Source organism: Rhizobium sp. CG5 (genome assembly GCF_023701945.1).
Taxonomy (GTDB): domain Bacteria; phylum Pseudomonadota; class Alphaproteobacteria; order Rhizobiales; family Rhizobiaceae; genus Allorhizobium.
Genome location: NZ_JABAEF010000006.1, coordinates 139,852 through 155,200, shown reverse-complemented (window position 1 = coordinate 155,200; position 15,349 = coordinate 139,852). Strand labels below are relative to the sequence as shown.

The 15,349-nt window shown below is 61.0% G+C and carries 15 protein-coding genes and 1 pseudogene; 11 read left to right on the top strand and 5 right to left on the bottom strand.

The window, feature by feature from the left end; translation table 11 throughout:
• The first annotated feature begins 109 nt into the window (after positions 1 to 109).
• From HGO38_RS12160 to HGO38_RS12120, 9 genes and pseudogenes are all read left to right on the top strand, one after another.
• Positions 110 to 781 carry a GntR family transcriptional regulator gene (locus HGO38_RS12160; RefSeq protein WP_250956153.1) on the top strand — a complete coding sequence of 224 codons (672 nt, stop codon included), beginning with the start codon at positions 110 to 112 and terminating at the stop codon, positions 779 to 781.
• The gene (locus HGO38_RS12155) at positions 778 to 1,638 is read left to right on the top strand and encodes an ABC transporter permease (protein WP_250956152.1); all 861 of its coding nucleotides are present in this window, start codon (positions 778 to 780) and stop codon (positions 1,636 to 1,638) included. The genes HGO38_RS12160 and HGO38_RS12155 overlap by 4 nt, the downstream gene beginning before the upstream one ends.
• Positions 1,635 to 2,429, top strand: a complete 795-nt coding sequence (locus HGO38_RS12150) for an ABC transporter permease (RefSeq protein ID WP_250956151.1) — start codon at positions 1,635 to 1,637, stop codon at positions 2,427 to 2,429. The genes HGO38_RS12155 and HGO38_RS12150 overlap by 4 nt, the downstream gene beginning before the upstream one ends.
• A gap of 31 nt (positions 2,430 to 2,460) precedes the next feature.
• Positions 2,461 to 3,498, top strand: coding sequence for an ABC transporter substrate-binding protein (locus HGO38_RS12145; RefSeq protein WP_250956150.1), 1,038 nt, complete (start codon positions 2,461 to 2,463; stop codon positions 3,496 to 3,498).
• Positions 3,499 to 3,574: 76 nt separating this feature from the next.
• Entirely contained in the window at positions 3,575 to 4,693 is a 1,119-nt protein-coding gene (locus HGO38_RS12140; protein ID WP_250956149.1) for an ABC transporter ATP-binding protein, read from the top strand.
• A gap of 14 nt (positions 4,694 to 4,707) precedes the next feature.
• On the top strand, positions 4,708 to 5,403 hold the full coding sequence (locus tag HGO38_RS12135; RefSeq protein WP_250956148.1) for an RraA family protein: 696 nt from the start codon (positions 4,708 to 4,710) through the stop codon (positions 5,401 to 5,403).
• Positions 5,396 to 6,118 carry an HpcH/HpaI aldolase family protein gene (locus HGO38_RS12130; protein ID WP_250956147.1) on the top strand — a complete coding sequence of 241 codons (723 nt, stop codon included), beginning with the start codon at positions 5,396 to 5,398 and terminating at the stop codon, positions 6,116 to 6,118. Before HGO38_RS12135 ends, HGO38_RS12130 begins: the two co-directional genes overlap by 8 nt.
• Before the next feature lie 35 nt (positions 6,119 to 6,153).
• On the top strand, positions 6,154 to 7,752 hold the full coding sequence (locus HGO38_RS12125) for a 5-guanidino-2-oxopentanoate decarboxylase (protein WP_250956146.1): 1,599 nt from the start codon (positions 6,154 to 6,156) through the stop codon (positions 7,750 to 7,752).
• Positions 7,753 to 7,760: 8 nt separating this feature from the next.
• Positions 7,761 to 8,069 (top strand): annotated as a pseudogene (locus HGO38_RS12120) (transposase); the annotation flags it as partial.
• A 147-nt stretch (positions 8,070 to 8,216) separates the two neighbouring features.
• Here the strand turns inward: HGO38_RS12120 and HGO38_RS12115 are convergent.
• From HGO38_RS12115 to HGO38_RS12095, 5 genes are all read right to left on the bottom strand, one after another.
• Positions 8,217 to 9,170 (bottom strand): ring-cleaving dioxygenase, encoded by a 954-nt coding sequence (locus HGO38_RS12115; RefSeq protein ID WP_250956145.1) that lies wholly within the window; start codon positions 9,168 to 9,170, stop codon positions 8,217 to 8,219.
• A gap of 155 nt (positions 9,171 to 9,325) precedes the next feature.
• Entirely contained in the window at positions 9,326 to 11,122 is a 1,797-nt protein-coding gene (locus HGO38_RS12110; RefSeq protein ID WP_250956144.1) for a phospholipase D-like domain-containing protein, read from the bottom strand.
• Between the two features lie 117 nt (positions 11,123 to 11,239).
• Positions 11,240 to 12,136, bottom strand: a complete 897-nt coding sequence (locus tag HGO38_RS12105; protein WP_250956143.1) for a hypothetical protein — start codon at positions 12,134 to 12,136, stop codon at positions 11,240 to 11,242.
• A 165-nt stretch (positions 12,137 to 12,301) separates the two neighbouring features.
• A complete protein-coding gene (locus HGO38_RS12100; RefSeq protein ID WP_250956142.1) occupies positions 12,302 to 13,651 on the bottom strand; it encodes a sensor histidine kinase in 1,350 nt (449 codons plus the stop codon).
• The gene (locus tag HGO38_RS12095; protein WP_250956141.1) at positions 13,651 to 14,310 is read right to left on the bottom strand and encodes a response regulator; all 660 of its coding nucleotides are present in this window, start codon (positions 14,308 to 14,310) and stop codon (positions 13,651 to 13,653) included. Before HGO38_RS12095 ends, HGO38_RS12100 begins: the two co-directional genes overlap by 1 nt.
• Before the next feature lie 200 nt (positions 14,311 to 14,510).
• On the opposite strand from HGO38_RS12095, the gene HGO38_RS12090 reads away from it, so the two are divergent.
• The gene (locus tag HGO38_RS12090) at positions 14,511 to 14,777 is read left to right on the top strand and encodes a PepSY domain-containing protein (RefSeq protein WP_250956140.1); all 267 of its coding nucleotides are present in this window, start codon (positions 14,511 to 14,513) and stop codon (positions 14,775 to 14,777) included.
• Positions 14,778 to 14,780: 3 nt separating this feature from the next.
• Entirely contained in the window at positions 14,781 to 15,320 is a 540-nt protein-coding gene (locus HGO38_RS12085) for a cytochrome b/b6 domain-containing protein (RefSeq protein ID WP_250956139.1), read from the top strand.
• Positions 15,321 to 15,349 lie beyond the last annotated feature (29 nt).

Genomic DNA, 15,349 nt, shown 5'->3' with positions numbered 1-15,349 from the left:
GAACATGTCGTTACGGGCGATGAAATGGCAATTGACATTGAATATCCATTCGATATTTTAAAAATATATTTTTGGAGCGATCGTCTTGCTGCCTCTATCGAACAAGAAAATGCGCCTGAGCGACGTGGCCTATCACGGGCTCCGAAATGCTATCATCAAGGCGGAGCTACTGCCTGGATTGCCGATCGACGAAAAGAACTGCATGGACATGCTCGGGGTCGGTCGCACGCCTCTGCGCGAGGCCTTGCAACGTCTTGCACAAGAAGACCTTGTCCTCGCTGTTCCGCAGCGCGGCTATTTTGTCTCATCGACCTCGGCCTCCGACTTTTTCCAGCTCCAGGAATTTCGGCTTCAGGCTGAAGTAATGGCCGCGCGCATGGCCGCTGTCCGCATCAGCAGCGGTCAGCTCGATGCCTTTGCGTCGCTGATCGAAGAGGCACGCATCGGTGTCGAGGCCGAGCGCATGGACATCGAATGGCATCTTGGTATCGACGAGCAGATGCACCGGCTGATCGCCGAGGCCAGCGGCAATACCTATCTTGCCCAGGCGCTGACCCGGCTCTACGCCCTGTCGGTCCGTAGCCTCTATGTGTCGCGCCTGCCCGTCGCACTGCTCTTCGAAGACCTCAAGGACATGGTTGAGATCCATGCGGCGCTCGAGAGCCGCGACCCCAATATTGCCGAGGCGGCAATGCGAGGTCATCTCCGAGTGAGCGCAACCAACCTCATCCGCTCCGTCGAGGCGCCAACACGGCAAGTCCGGGCGGAGGTAAAAAAATGACGACGCAGCGCCGAGGCAATCTGGTCACCTTGGCGCTGCTGGCGCCCTCGCTGCTGAGCGCCACACTGCTTCTTGTGATCCCGGTCCTGATCGTCATCGCCTTTTCCTTTGCGGAGCAGGATACCTATGGCGGCGCCAAATTCGGTTTCACGTTCGCAAGCTACGAGGAGTTGTTCCAGGCCATCTACCTGCCGATTTTCTTCAATTCGATTCAGCTCTCCGCAATCTCGACGCTGGTTTGTCTGTTGGTCGGCTACCCGATCGCCTATTTCCTGGCCTTCCGCGCCGGCCGCTATGCTGCGCTGCTGCTGGCGCTGCTGCTCATTCCCTTCTGGATCGATTTCATCGTGCGCATGTCGGCCTGGATGGTACTGCTCGGCCGCAATGGCACCATCAACAGCGCGCTGGTCGGCCTGGGCATATTCGAACAGCCTGTACGAATGATCGGTACTTATCCCGCCGTCATGGTCGGCATGCTCTATGCCTTTTTGCCGACCACGGTGCTGCCGATCTACGCCGCGCTCAACGGCATGGACAAACGGCTACTGGAAGCTGCCGATGATCTCGGTGCCAACGCCTTGCAATCCTTTTGGCGGGTAACATTTCCGCTGTCGCTGCCAGGTGTCATGGCTGCGATCCTGTTCGTCTTCGTGCCCGCGATGGGCGTCTATGCAATCCCCGTATTGCTGGGCGGTGGCAAGAGCATCATTCTCGGCAACCTGATCGTTCAGCTCTTTCTCGATTTCCGCAACATTCCGCTGGGTGCCGCTGTTTCGGTGGTGCTGCTGGCAATTTCTTCGATCATCATCGTTGTCTACATGCGTATTCTACGTGGCGTCGAGGAGGCAAGGGCATGAGGCCGATCCGCATCCTCAGCTACTATGTGCCTGTCATGACCGTGGTGGGCTATGTCTTTCTGTTCGCGCCGCTGGTGGTCCTGGTTCTCTATGCCTTCAATGCCGGCCGCTCGACGGTGATCTGGGAAGGCTTTTCGCTCGATTGGTTCGCCCAGGCGCTCAACGACCGTGGACTGAAGGCCGGTCTCAGGGTGAGCGCCATCGTTGCCGTTCTGTCAGCGCTCATCGCCACGGCGATTGGCACGAGTGCGGCGCTCGCGGTTGTCAAGCGCTCCTTTCCCGGCAAGAACCTGTTCTCGACGCTGGTCACCGCGCCACTGGTCCTGCCGGAAATCGTGCTCGCCGTCGGCCTGCTGGTGGCCACGGTGTGGACCGGCGTGCCACTCGGCTACGGCACGCTGATCGCCGGCCACGTCCTCGTTTCGGTGCCGTTCAGCTTCCTCATCGTCCGCGCAGCTGCAGCCGGCCTCGACCCTCGCCTCGATGAGGCAGCCGCCGATCTCGGCGCCAATGGCGGCCAGGTCTTCATGCGTGTCACACTGCCGCTGCTGTTGCCGGCCATTCTGTCCGCTCTGTTGCTGTGCGCCGTGATCTCCTTCGACAATTTCGTCATCTCGACCTTCGTCTCCGGTGTCGGCACCACACCGCTGCCGATACAGATCTACGCCATGCTGAAAACCGGGCTGACGCCCAAGATCAATGCGCTCGGCACCATGCTGATCGCCGTCAACATCCTCGCCATTCTCCTGGTCCTAAGCCGCTACATAAAGACGGTACGGACCTCGAGGTAAAACCAACCACCAACGATAAAAGGGAACGAGCATGAAGAACTGGAAAAGCCTTCTCGCCACGATCAGCACGGTCAGCATGGTCGCATTCGCGACCGGCGCCTCGGCCGCCGAACTCAACATCTATGCCTGGGCGGGCGAACTGCCGCAGGAAATCGTTGATGACTTCTCCAAGGAAACCGGCATCACGGTAACCTTCGATACCTATGATTCCAACGAAACCATGATGGCCAAGCTCTCAGCCGGTGCCGGTGGCTATGACCTCATTGAGCCAAGCCAGTACACGGTTCAGGTGCTCGTCAAGCAGGGCCTGATCCTTGAACTCGACCATGCCAAGATCCCCAATCTCAGTAATCTCGGCGCCCCTTTCAAGAACGTCTCCTTCGATCCGGGCCAGAAACACTCGGTTCCCTATGTCTGGGGCACGACCGGCCTTGCCTACAACGAAGACTGCGTAAAGACCCCGCCGACCAGCTGGAAAGTGCTCTGGGATCCGCAGTATGAAGGCCGTATCTACATGCTCGACAATATGCTGGCCGCCTATATTGCCGGCCTGCAGGTCAACGGCTTCCATGCCGGTTCCACCAATCCGGCGGAAATCGAAAAGGCGACCCAGTCGCTCATCGAACAGAAGAAGGTATTGGGCGGCTACAACAGCACCAATTTCGGCGATCTCGTCGCATCCGGCGAAGCCTGCCTCGTGCAGGGCTGGAACGGCTCCATCGCACAGGTCATGGCCACCAATCCCAAGGTCAAATATGTGATCCCCGATGAAGGTGGTTCGATGTGGATCGATGGCCTCGCAATCCCGAAAGCCGCCAAGAATGTCGAGGAAGCTTACAAGTTCATCGACTATATCATGCGTCCGGAGGTTGCGGCCAAGGCGGCCAATCTCTCCAAGTCGGCAACCGTCATCGACAAGGCAATGCCGCTGTTGCCGAAGGAAGTCTCGGGCAATACCGCGATCTATCCGCCGCAGGACAAGCTGATGAAGGCCGACTTCATTCTCGACGTCGGCGATGCGACCAAGCTCTACCAGGATGGCTGGACCAAGGTGAAGACGGCTCAGTAAACCGCCGATCCGATCCAACGGCGGCCGTTCCAGGGTTTCGGCTGCCGCCCATTTCTCGTGAGATCAAAACCAAGATATGCCTCCCAACGATAAGACAGCTCCGACCAGAGCCGATCGTATTGCCATCGAACTTATCGATGTCTGCAAGATATTCGGCACAACAGGCGAAAAAGCCACCTATGCCGTGGACCATATGAACCTGAAGATCCGTGCCGGTGAATTCTTCACCTTTCTCGGTCCCTCGGGCTGCGGCAAGACCACGACGCTGCGGATGATTGCCGGCTTTGAAGAGCCGACCAGCGGCCAGCTTCTGCTCGACAACAAGGAAGTGACCGGCGTTCCCGCGCACCAGCGCAACATCAACACCGTGTTTCAGAACTACGCCTTGTTTCCCCATCTCGATGTCGAACGAAATGTCGGCTTCGGCCTGTCTGTGAAAGGCGTGGCCAAGTCCGAACGGAAGGCCCGCGTCATGGCAGCACTGGAAAGCGTGCATATGGCCCATGCGGTGCATCGCAAGCCGTCCGAGCTCTCCGGCGGCCAGCAGCAGCGCATTGCGCTTGCCCGTGCGCTGGTCAACGAACCATCGGTACTGCTACTTGATGAACCGTTTGGCGCGCTCGATCTGAAACTTCGCCGGGAAATGCAGCTGGAAGTCAAGGAAATGCAGCGCCGGCTCGGCATCACCTTCATCTTCGTCACCCATGACCAGGAAGAGGCGCTGACCATGTCGGACCGCATCGCGGTCATGAGCAGCGGTGTCATTCAACAGGTCGATGGGCCTGTCGGCATCTATGAGCGACCTGCCAATCGTTTCACTGCCGGCTTCATCGGCGACATGAACATGATCAATGCCGCGGTGGTGACCAAGTCCGGCAAAACCGTGGTGGTCGAGGCGACGGGTTCGCAATTCGATTTCGATTGTACTCTGCCACTCACCCGCGGCCAAACCTGTACATTGGCCATCCGGCCGGAAGCCCTGCATTTCGTCACGCCCGATACGCGCCACCAGGTCAGTTTTTCCGGCACTGTCGGCGAAGCGATTTATATCGGTACCGACAGTGTCTGCAGTCTCATCTTGCCTGGTGGCATCAAACTGCAAGCACGGATCCGCAACACTCAATCCAGACCGGAGACAGGCCAGATGGCCACGCTTGCCTGCGACCCATCAGCGATCAGAATTCTCACCCAATAGGATGCCATTTCATCATGTCGATCAAATCATACCGGATCGAAGAGCCCGCCCCGCAGCTTGACCCGACGCTGCTTGCCAGATTCGCCAAGGTCGAGGCTGCTACCGTTGGTCATTATCTGCACGACCGGTTCATGCGCAGCGATATAAGACCGCTGATCGATGGCGTCCGTATTGCAGGCACGGCGCAGACAATCTCCATCCCCGGCGCCGATTCCACACTCCTCTATCACGCCATGGATAGGGTGCGTCCCGGTGACATTCTTGTCATCGACCGCGCCGGCGACGAGCGGCATGCCCCCTGGGGCGGATTCATGGCCGCTGTAGCCAAGGTGCGTGGCCTGGCTGGAGTCATCATTGATGGCGTGATCACCGACCCTGCCGCAATCATCGAGGCCGGCGTGCCAACATGGGCACGCGGCGTCTCGCCCGTCACCACCAAACTGCTCAACATGGGGGGAGGCTACAATATTCCGATCTCCTGCGGCGGCGTCAGTATCAATCCCGGTGACGCGATCCTCGCCGACGATTGCGGTATCCTCGTCTTGCCGCCAGATCAGGTGGCCGGCGTTACCGATGTCGCCCTGTTCGATCAGCAAGACGAAGGCAGCTGGATTGCCGCCATTCGGGCCGGCAAAAAGCTGCAGGATCTCGTGGACATTGCCGGCATGATCGCCGAGCGCCAGAAGAAGGATGAAAACGCCCATGGCTGACGGAATCGAAAACCTAGCCATCTGGCTCTCCACGCCGCATCAGGCGATGATCGAGATCGCCAATGACATCGGCTACCGCAACATCGTGCTCGACATTGAACACGGCCTGTTCGATCTCGAAGCACTCGACCGCATCCTCGCACTCGGCAAGGCACTGGGCATGAAGATGCATTGCAAGGTGCTTGGCCCGGAAGCGATTCCAATCCAGCAGGCGCTCGATATGGGGGCCGACAGCGTCATCATTCCCCATATCGGCGATGTGCAACATGCGCGTAAGGTGACCGCCTCGGCCAAGTATCCCACGCTCGGTACCCGCAGCTTTTCCGGCACGCGTCCTGCCCGCTATGGCGGTGTGAAGCCAGAGTATTACGACAACGAAAATGCTCAGACGCGCTGCTATCCGATGATCGAGTCCGCTGCCGCGCTGCGCGATGTGGATGCGATCCTGGCGCTTCCCACCGTCGACGGCCTGTTCGTGGGCCCGAGCGATCTCTCACTCGACTCCGGCCGTGGCGCCTATAGAAATACCGACGAGGACAAGGCCGATCTCAGGAAGATTGCCGTTGCCGCTGCCAAGGCGGGCAAACCCTGGATCATGCCTGCATGGTCGCGCAAGGAACGTGCCTTCGCACAGGAACTGGGTGCGAGCCTGATGGTCGTGGCCGACGAATACGGCTCGATCTGGATGGGCCTCGAAGACGCCGCGAAGCCCTGAACAGATATTTAAGACACCGGGAATGGAATATCAAAATGACCGACACAATGTCCAGCGGCAGCCGCCTGATGCAGATCCTCAAAGCCTATGGCGTTGATACTGTGTTCGGCATGCCGGGCGTTCACACGCTCGAAGCCTATCGCGGCATGGATGCGGCGGGTATCCGCCATATCGGCGTGCGCCATGAACAGGGCGCCGGCTTCATGGCCGATGGCTATGCCCGTATGTCCGGCAAGCCCGGCGTCTGCATCCTGATATCCGGCCCAGGCGTCACCAACGCCGCGACTCCGATCGGCCAGGCCTATTCCGACAGCATTCCGATGCTGGTCATCACCTCGGTGGCCGCCAACAAGGATCTCGGCATGGGCCGGGGTCGCCTGCACGAGATTACCGACCAATCCGCAGTCACGCGCCCGATCACCGCCTTTTCCGAAACCGCGACCGACCCTGAACAGGTGCGCGAATACATCGCCCGCGCCTTTGCCCTGTTCGAAAGCGGCCGCGCCCGGCCGGTGCATCTGTCGATCCCGCTCGACGTGTTCAAGGCTCCCGACAGCAAGCCCGCAACGCGCCGTTCCACCGCCCATCGTCGCGGCCCCGATCTGGCGCAAGTCGAGGAAGCGGCAAAACTTCTCGATAGTGCGAAACGCCCCGTGATCATTGCCGGTGGAGGTGCTGTTCGCGCAAGCGCCGAAATCAGGGCACTGGCCGAAAAGATCGGCGCCGCCGTGGTCCCGACGATCGCTGCAAAGGGCATATTGCCTGACAATCATCCGCTGGCACTCGAAGTCACCATCGATCGCGGTGCCACCCAGGGCTTTGTCGAAGCCGCCGATGTCGTGCTGTGCATCGGCACCGAACTGGCCGAACCCGATATCTGGCTCGACGGGCCACTGCCGATGATGGGCAAGATGATCCGCATTGACATAGACCCCGCTGTGCTGGTGCGCGATTACGACGCCGAAATCGCGATGGAATCGGACTCAAGGCTCGCCGTTGCCGCGATCACCGAAAAGGTCGCCCCCGCCAAGGGTTTTTCGAATACCAACGCCATCGCCGAACTCCGGGCCACCGAGCGCGAGGGTCTGAGCCCACTTGAAAAGAAGCATGTGCGCGTCCTCGACAGCCTTCGCAACGCCATGCCCGATGAGGCTGTCGTCTATACCGACATGACCCAACTCGCTTATACCGGCTACGCTTTCTTCCGTAGCATGCTGCCCCGTACCTGGCATTTCCCGGCCGGATACGGCACGCTCGGGTATGCGCTGCCCGCCGCGATCGGCGGCAAGCTGGCTAGCCCCGAAACGCCGGTGGCTGTGATCGTCGGCGATGGTGGTTTCCAGTTCACCCTGCAGGAACTCGGCACGGCGGTCGAACAGAAGCTGCCGCTCGCCATCATCCTTTGGAACAACGACAGCCTTGCCCAGATCCGCGACGGCATGATCGCCCGTGACATTCCGACCATCGGCGTCAACCAGCATAATCCGGATTTCATCAAACTCGCTGACGCCTATGGCTGCAGGACCGCCGAGCCCAAGAGCTTTGCCGAACTCGAGACGGCTGTGACAGCCGCCCATTCGGCAGACGGCCCGACTGTTATCCTTCTTCGCGAGGATGCCGACTTTCTGAAATAATCTGCCGACGATCGCTCGGCAGTGATCTCGATGCACCGGCTCACGAGATCGCCGATCTCTACAAGCGCCGCTGGGCGATCGAACTGTTCTTCCGCTGGGTCAAGCAGACGCTGAAGATCGGCCATTTCCTCGGCACGTCAGAAAATGCCGTACGCATCCAGATCGCTGTCGCCCTGATCGCTTACCTGCTCCTGCGATTGGCGCATGCCGACCAGAAGACCGTGCCAAGCCCACTCGCCTTCGCCCGTCTGGTACGCGCCAACCTCATGCACCGTCGACGCACGGATCGGCTTCTCAAACCGCCGCCAGACAAACCCAAAACCAGCTGGCCTTCCAATCGTCGCAAATTTAAACCGCACAGCAGTGGCTCAAGCCCGAGGATGACGCGCGGAGGCGACACGGTTTGGCATTTAACTGCCGGGAGAAGTGCTCCCGGCAGTGGGTTGGTTTGAAAGCCTCGGTGGTCAGACCAGCGGCTTGAGCTTGGCTTCGATCGACTGGCGGCGCGGCTCCAGGAAAGGCGGCAGCGACAGGCTTTCGCCCAGCGTCTCCATCGGCTCGTCGACGGCAAAGCCCGGACCGTCCGTGGCGATTTCGAACAGCACGCCATTGGGTTCGCGGAAATAGAGCGACCGGAAATAGTAGCGCTCGACTTCTCCGCTCGACGGCAGGCGGAAACCGCGCAGGCGCTCGGCCCACTGGGTCAATTGCTCGACATTCGGCGTGCGGAAGGCGACGTGATGCACGGCACCCGCGCCCTGGTGGGCCACCGGCAGGTTGGGCTGAACGGCAATATGCAGTTCGGCCGCCGGTCCGCCTTCGCCCATCGAGAAGATATGCACGATGCTCTCGCCATCCGGATCGGCGTAAGAACCGGTTTCCGTCATGTTCATGACGCTGGTCAGAACCGCTTCCGTATTGGCGATATCCGGCACGCTGATGGTGATCGGGCCAAGGCCGCGGATCTGGTGCTCGGCCGGCACCGGGCTCTTGGCCCAGGGCTGCGACGAGCCCACGCCGCCGTCATCGATCAGCCGGAAACGCTGGCCTTCGCCATCCTCGAAATCGAGCGACAGGCGGTCGCCGATGGTGGCGATCTCGCCGGCCGTGACCTTCAGCGTCTCGAAACGCGCCTTCCACCAGGCAAGCGTCTCGGCACCTGCGACCCGAAGGGCGGTGCGGGAAATGCTGTGGGTGCCGCGGCGTTCGCGGCCGACCGGCCAGTCGAAGAAGGTAAGGTCCGTGCCGGGCGTTGCTTCGCCATCGGCATAGAACAGATGGTAGGCGCTGGTATCGTCCTGGTTGACGGTCTTCTTGACCAGCCGCAGGCCGAGCGTCTGGGTGTAGAACCGCAGGTTCTCCGGCGCATTGGCGGTGATGGCGGTCAGATGATGAATTCCGGTCAGCTGCAATGTCATGGCTCAAGCCTCCTTGGGCCAAACCCCATGAGTGCGGCGGGCCCTTTGTTGTGTGGGCTCTATATCGCGCTGTTCCGCCAAGGTTTAAAGCCATGCGACGAGAACGCATTGTTCATAAAACGATCGCGAAATTGACAGCTGCCATCGGATTCCGTTCATGTTTCGAAGCCTGCCATGTGGGTGAAGGTCTCGACGCGTTTGCGACGCAGGCTGCCCGGCGCGTATTTGGCGATCCAGCTGTCATCGGGTTCCAGGAAGGCGCTGAAGCCGGCCGGCGGCGCTGCGGCGCCCGCGCTGCGGCGGCTGGTCGCCTCTTGCACCGAGCGGAAATAATAGTGGAAGAACAGCCGGTTGAATTCGGTGAAATAGATATCTGCGACCCGCAGATTGCCGCGGATGATCAGCATGTTCTCGTCATTGCTGGTGGTTGACGGTTCACTGAAATTGGCCGAGCCGGTGACGACGATCGGATCGGCGCCGAGCGGATCGCGCAGCAGGAATTTCGAATGGATGAAGCTCACATGCTGGTTGAGGCCGAGGCGGCCGGCCGAGGTTTCCCTGGCCCATTGGTGGAGCGGTTCGCGGAGATAGGAACCCCAGGCCTTGTAGACATTGTTGCGGGCATTCAGCGCCACGAAGGGTGTCGTGCTGCGCGGGTTGGGCTTGTCCTCTTTCTCCAGCAGGAAAAAGGCCAGATGGCTGCCGGCATGATTGTCCGAGAGGCGCTCCTTGAACACGGCGCTGATCCCGAAGGCCAGCGTGATGCAGGCGAGATGGTCGGCACTGTCCAACAGTTCCGCATAGAGGTCGAGCATGTCGAGGCCGGAGCGCGGGCTGAAGACCGGCGTCACACCTTGGGCGATGTCGGCGATGGTCGTCGGGGCCCGGCCGATCGCCATCACCTGGCGCCGCAATTCCTTGGTCTTCTTTCGACCGTCAGGATCGTCCTTGCCCATGCTTCCTGGATCGCTCGACAGGACATGCCAATAGGCCTTAAAGGCCGCCGCAGCATCGCTGTTGCGCAGCCAATGGCCGACATTGGTCTGGCCATGGATACCGCCGACCGAAAGATTGGTCGAGCCGGTCCATACCGCCTCCTCGGTGCCCGCCTTGTTCCGCCAGACCATGAACTTGTTATGCTGGATATCGCCCGGCTGTGCCTCGCGGTGAATGATTGCGGCGGCGGGAAAGCCGGTTTTGTCGATCAGGTCGAGGTTTTCGGTGCGAGGAAAGCTCTCCTTGACGATCTTGCCAGTGACCTTGTCGCGGGTCTCATTGTTCTTGGCATCGATGATGATGCGGACATCGACGCCATTGTCGAGCGCCTGCTTGAGCGCCTTGACGACGGGCTCAAAGCGGAATTCGTAGAAGCAGCACAGCAGCGTGTCGCCCGTCTTCGCCTGGGCGATGAAGCGCAGCATAGCCTCGTCGAGGTCGCGGCTCAGCCAGTCGAGCGCCCTCTGGCGCTTCGGTTCTTCCAGATCGTCCGGCCGTTTATTCTCGAATTCCCGCCGGTAGGCCTGGCTGCTGGCGACGCCGCGATTGAAGAACACGTCGTGCTCCTGATTGGAAAACAGCGGCTCGGTCTCAACGGCGATCAAGATGGGCGGCGCCGAGCGGTCGATGTTCTTCGGCTTTCCCTTCAGCGGGAAGAAGCGGTATTCATAACTTCGTCCCGGTTTGGCGGTAAAATCGTCGTGGACGAAGCTCTGCACAGGGTGGTTGAAGGTCGTCACCGAGGTTGTCTCGTCCGGATGGGGCACGACCTCCTCGAACACTTTGAAACCGTAGAGGAAATAGCGCTGATCTTCCGTAGGGTCGGTGCGTTCGATGGCAAAGCCGAGCAGGCCTGATGTATCGGCCTGCCGGAAATCGATGGCAAACGACACCGTGTTGGTGCCGGTCACCGCATAGACCCGGTAGCCGCCTATCTCATCCGATTGGAACCGCATGATCGTGTCTCCGTGAAATGGCTCCTGTGGTCGGCACTCTATTGCCGCGTGTTCAAGCTTTCATGACAGCTGCGGCGTGCACGGCGCTGGCGATACTGCCGGCTTGCTCAGCCGTTGCTAGGCACACGATCCCGGCAGGGCCAGGGACGTCTTGCTGGAATGACGGGTCTCCACCCATCCATCCAGATCGGTCTGTAGGCCGACAAACAAAGCCAGCGCCCGTCTTGCTGCGCGACCCGGCATGATCCCCTTGTTGATCGCGCATGTGAAGGAGATCTCGGCGATGTCACCGCTCGTCTGGGATGCCTCGAAGAACCACCGGGTCAGCGTAAAGGCGCCGGTGATACCCTCGCCGAGCCGGACGCGGGCGCCCTTGAACACCACTTCGCGGATGATCGGGCCTCCGACGAGTGCCAAACCGGGATCAAACACCTGATGGGAGCGGCCAATGACGTCCGCCAGTGTCGGGAAGCGTGTTTGCAGATCGCCAAGGCTATGGCTGGCCAGGTCCCAATCGGCGGTCAGGCATGTGGAGAGGGAATAGCGGCTGCGAATGGATCGCCTAGCGGGCAGCAGGACGGAGGAAGGGTCGGGGCTCTCGATTTCGAGCGGCCCTATATCTTCCTCGAACTTCGTCTCGACCGCGTCACCGCTGCCCGTCAGCCGGGTTGACGCGACGACGAAGAAGTCCGGCATGCGCAGTTTCAAGGTGAGTTCCGCGGACTTGGCGGCCCCATGCCCGTCCTTGACCGTCGCCCGCTCGCGCAGGGCAAGATCGGCCATCGACAAGGTACAATGCTTGGTGTCCCAGAAGCGGACGCTGCGTTCCTCGGCTGGACCAAACTGCCGCTCGGCGCGGTCAAGACCGCCATCGCGATGGTCCAGCCGTCGCTCGATAACGGGTTTCACCTGGTCGCGCCAGAAGCCGTTTGCGGCTTTGCGCAATGTCTCTCCCTGAAACCGTGCGGGGTTCAGGAGAAGCTTGTATTCGCGGCCCTTCAACACGTGCGGCATGATCCGCATCCCCCTGGAACCTGCATATCCTGGGCATATCTAATGGAGCAACAATGCGCCGCGACGTGCATTCTGGCAAGACTAAACTCAGGATGGCAATGGGCGGTGCCGAGGCAGGGCAAAACCTGCGGATCCAGTCCCGTCGCATCGCGAAGGAGGGGACGCTCAGCCGGAAAATGTCAGCCGCGCCTCGAAGCCATCGGACCGTCCTTCGGCGGGGGAGCGGATGTCGAGCCGCCCGTTCATCTGGGGCAGCAAACGATCGATGATCGACAGGCCGAGGCCGGAACCGGGTCTGGTCGTCGTACCACGACCGAAGCGGGTGCGGATGCTGGCGAGGTCGCTTTGGGACAGCGGCTTTGCGCCGTTGGTCACGTAAACGGCACCGTCGGGATCGAGGCGGATCTCGACCGGCTCGTCCGGCGTGCCATGCACCAGGGCATTTTCGATCAGGTTGCGCATGACGATGGCAAAGGCATCCTCGCTGACAGGTCGAACCAGTGCTGCACCGGGCTGGTGCTGATAGCGCACGCGGTCGGGCGTGGAAGATGCCCTCTGGAAATCGGTGACCACCAGGTCCAGCACCCCTGCGAGATCGATCGGCGCTTCGGTGGCGCCGATCCCGGCTTCGGCCCGCGCCAGTTGCAGCAGTTTTTCGGCAAGTCTTGCCAGTTTCGACAGGGAGGTCTCGATCTGTCGGGCGCGGCTCTTGGTCGGCCCCTCGCGCAACTCGCCGATCAGCATCTGCGTCTGCGCCAGGGCGCCGGCAATCGGCGTTCGAAGCTCGTGGGCGCTGTTGGCGGTGAATTCCCGCTCGGCATCGAGCGCTGCCCGCAGGCGTGACAGCAGCAGATTGACAGAATGGGCGATCGGCTGCAGTTCGGTCGGCAGTGCCGGAAGCTCCATGTCTGCAAGATTGCCGCTGTCCTTGCCGGCGATCGCCTGGCGAAGATCATTGACCGGAGCGATCATCCGCCGGACGATCAGCCAGACCACAAGGACACTGAGAGGAACGAGCAGCAGCACTGGCAGCAGCAGGGCCATGCCGCCCTCCATGGCCGCCTCGCGTCGATGGCCCATGAAATCCGCCACCTGCACGAAGACGGTGTCGCTGACCGAGGCCGCGGTATAGATGCGATAAACCTCGCCCTGCCAGAAACCCTGCTTGAGCGGCGCCTCGAAGGGGGTGGCGGACACGTCGTGGGAGTGCAGGAGAACGCGGCCCGAGGCATCGCGCACCTGGTATGTCAGATATTCTTCATCCTTGGGCTTGGTCGTGCCCTGAAGCTGCCGGGGACCGCTCACCTCGGCGCGCTGGAACAGGTCGTCGACCACCAGCGGCATCAGGCGTTCGGCGGTTTCCTGCAGGGCGCTGTCGAAGATCTCGCCGAACTCGTCCTGCATGACCATGACGCCAAGCCCGGCAGCCAGCAGCCAGAAGGCGGTGATGGCGCCGGTGAGCCAGAGGATCAGTCGCCGCGTCATGCTGCGTGCCTTGCTGCGTATCGGGGCCATCAGCGCTCCTCCACCTTGTAGCCGACGCCACGAACGGTCACGACATTGTCCTTGCCGAGTTTCTTGCGCAGCCGGCTGACATAGACCTCGACCGTATTGCTTTCGATTTCCGAGCCGAAGGCATAGAGGGCTTCCTCGATGCGCGCCTTGGAAATGACGGCGCCGGGGCGGGCGATCAGTGCGTCCAGCACGGCCCATTCCCGGCCGGACAGCACGACCTCCTGGCCATCGGCCAGCACGCGGCGGTCGCCGGCATTGATGACAAGATTTCCGACATGCACGAGCGGTACTGCGCTACCGCCATAGCGCCTTGCGACGGCCAGCATGCGCGCCGTCAGTTCGCCCAGATTGAAGGGTTTGACCAGATAGTCGTCGGCGCCGCAATTCAGCCCCTCGATCCGGTCGGAGATCTGGTCGTGAGCCGTCAGGATGATCACCGGCGTGGTATCGCCATTCTGGCGCAAGGTCTTCAGCAGGCCGATGCCGGAGCCATCCGGCAGGCGAAGGTCGAGCAGGATGAGGCCGTAACTGACGGCCCGCAGCGAACCGCGCGCATCGTCCAGCGTCTGCATCCAGTCGACCGCATGACCGCCGTTGGTCACATGGTCGCGAACCGCCTCCCCGAGAATGGCGTCGTCTTCGATCAACAGAACTCTCACACCTTATGCTCCCTCATGCGATTGCGGCCCGTCCGGGTGTGCGCGTGCCGCCGGACGTGTGCGCACGCTCTTGTCTGTCAAGCTGACAGCGACCTGAATTTTGCGCAAGCCTCTGAAAAATATACATGGCGCGCGTTCAGCCGCTCGTCAGGTTTCACGTCCAGAACCATCCATGTCTTCTAACCCCATGGAGAAACCCAATGAAGATTTTGCTTGCTGCCGCCGCCGTCAATGTCGTCCTGGCCGGAGCCGCTTTCGCGGCCGACAAATGCAATGTGCCGATGACCGACTGGCAGCCGCGCGAAGCCCTCAAGACCAAGCTTGAAGGCGACGGCTGGAAGGTTCGCACGATCAAGACCGAGGATGGCTGTTACGAGGCCTATGCGATGAACGCCAAGGGTGAAAAGGTCGAAGCCCTTTTCGATCCGAAGAGCCTTGCTGCCGTCGACATGAAGATCGAGAACTGATCGATGAGCGCCACCGTGAACGTGTGGGACCCCTATGTCAGGGTCTTTCACTGGGCGCTGGCGGCAAGTTTCGCGGTCGCCTGGCTGACGGCGGACGAGTTGAAGGACGTGCATGAGTTCGCCGGCTATGCCGCCGGCGCACTCGTCGCCTGCCGGCTGGTCATGGGCTTTGCGGGTAGCCGCTATGCCCGCTTCAGCCAGTTCGTCAGAAGCCCGGCCGCGGTGCTCTCCTATGCCCGCGACATGATCGGCAACCGCGACCGTCGTTATCTCGGTCACAATCCGCTCGGTGCCGTCATGGTGCTGATCCTGATGGCCGGCATGGCGGCGATTGCCTTGACCGGCTGGATGCAGACCACGGATGCCTATTGGGGCGTCGAATGGGTCGAGGATGTGCATGAAACGCTCGCCGATCTACTGCTGCTCTGCGTCGGTCTGCATCTGGCCGGCGTGCTGGTGGAAAGCCTGCGGCATCACGAAAATCTGGTGAAAGCCATGCTGACCGGTCGCAAGCGTGCGCCCATGCCCGACGACATCGCCTGATCGCCCGGGGATCACCGGCGCCTAGAACG

What these genes read in the sequence shown, in the direction of transcription:
- HGO38_RS12160 (WP_250956153.1), top strand. Translation starts at nt 110, where the DNA reads ATGCGCCTGAGCGACGTGGCCTATCACGGGCTCCGAAATGCTATCATC.
- HGO38_RS12155 (WP_250956152.1), top strand. Translation starts at nt 778, where the DNA reads ATGACGACGCAGCGCCGAGGCAATCTGGTCACCTTGGCGCTGCTGGCG.
- HGO38_RS12150 (WP_250956151.1), top strand. Translation starts at nt 1,635, where the DNA reads ATGAGGCCGATCCGCATCCTCAGCTACTATGTGCCTGTCATGACCGTG.
- HGO38_RS12145 (WP_250956150.1), top strand. Translation starts at nt 2,461, where the DNA reads ATGAAGAACTGGAAAAGCCTTCTCGCCACGATCAGCACGGTCAGCATG.
- HGO38_RS12140 (WP_250956149.1), top strand. Translation starts at nt 3,575, where the DNA reads ATGCCTCCCAACGATAAGACAGCTCCGACCAGAGCCGATCGTATTGCC.
- HGO38_RS12135 (WP_250956148.1), top strand. Translation starts at nt 4,708, where the DNA reads ATGTCGATCAAATCATACCGGATCGAAGAGCCCGCCCCGCAGCTTGAC.
- HGO38_RS12130 (WP_250956147.1), top strand. Translation starts at nt 5,396, where the DNA reads ATGGCTGACGGAATCGAAAACCTAGCCATCTGGCTCTCCACGCCGCAT.
- HGO38_RS12125 (WP_250956146.1), top strand. Translation starts at nt 6,154, where the DNA reads ATGACCGACACAATGTCCAGCGGCAGCCGCCTGATGCAGATCCTCAAA.
- HGO38_RS12115 (WP_250956145.1), bottom strand. Translation starts at nt 9,170, where the DNA reads ATGACATTGCAGCTGACCGGAATTCATCATCTGACCGCCATCACCGCC.
- HGO38_RS12110 (WP_250956144.1), bottom strand. Translation starts at nt 11,122, where the DNA reads ATGCGGTTCCAATCGGATGAGATAGGCGGCTACCGGGTCTATGCGGTG.
- HGO38_RS12105 (WP_250956143.1), bottom strand. Translation starts at nt 12,136, where the DNA reads ATGCCGCACGTGTTGAAGGGCCGCGAATACAAGCTTCTCCTGAACCCC.
- HGO38_RS12100 (WP_250956142.1), bottom strand. Translation starts at nt 13,651, where the DNA reads ATGGCCCCGATACGCAGCAAGGCACGCAGCATGACGCGGCGACTGATC.
- HGO38_RS12090 (WP_250956140.1), top strand. Translation starts at nt 14,511, where the DNA reads ATGAAGATTTTGCTTGCTGCCGCCGCCGTCAATGTCGTCCTGGCCGGA.
- HGO38_RS12085 (WP_250956139.1), top strand. Translation starts at nt 14,781, where the DNA reads ATGAGCGCCACCGTGAACGTGTGGGACCCCTATGTCAGGGTCTTTCAC.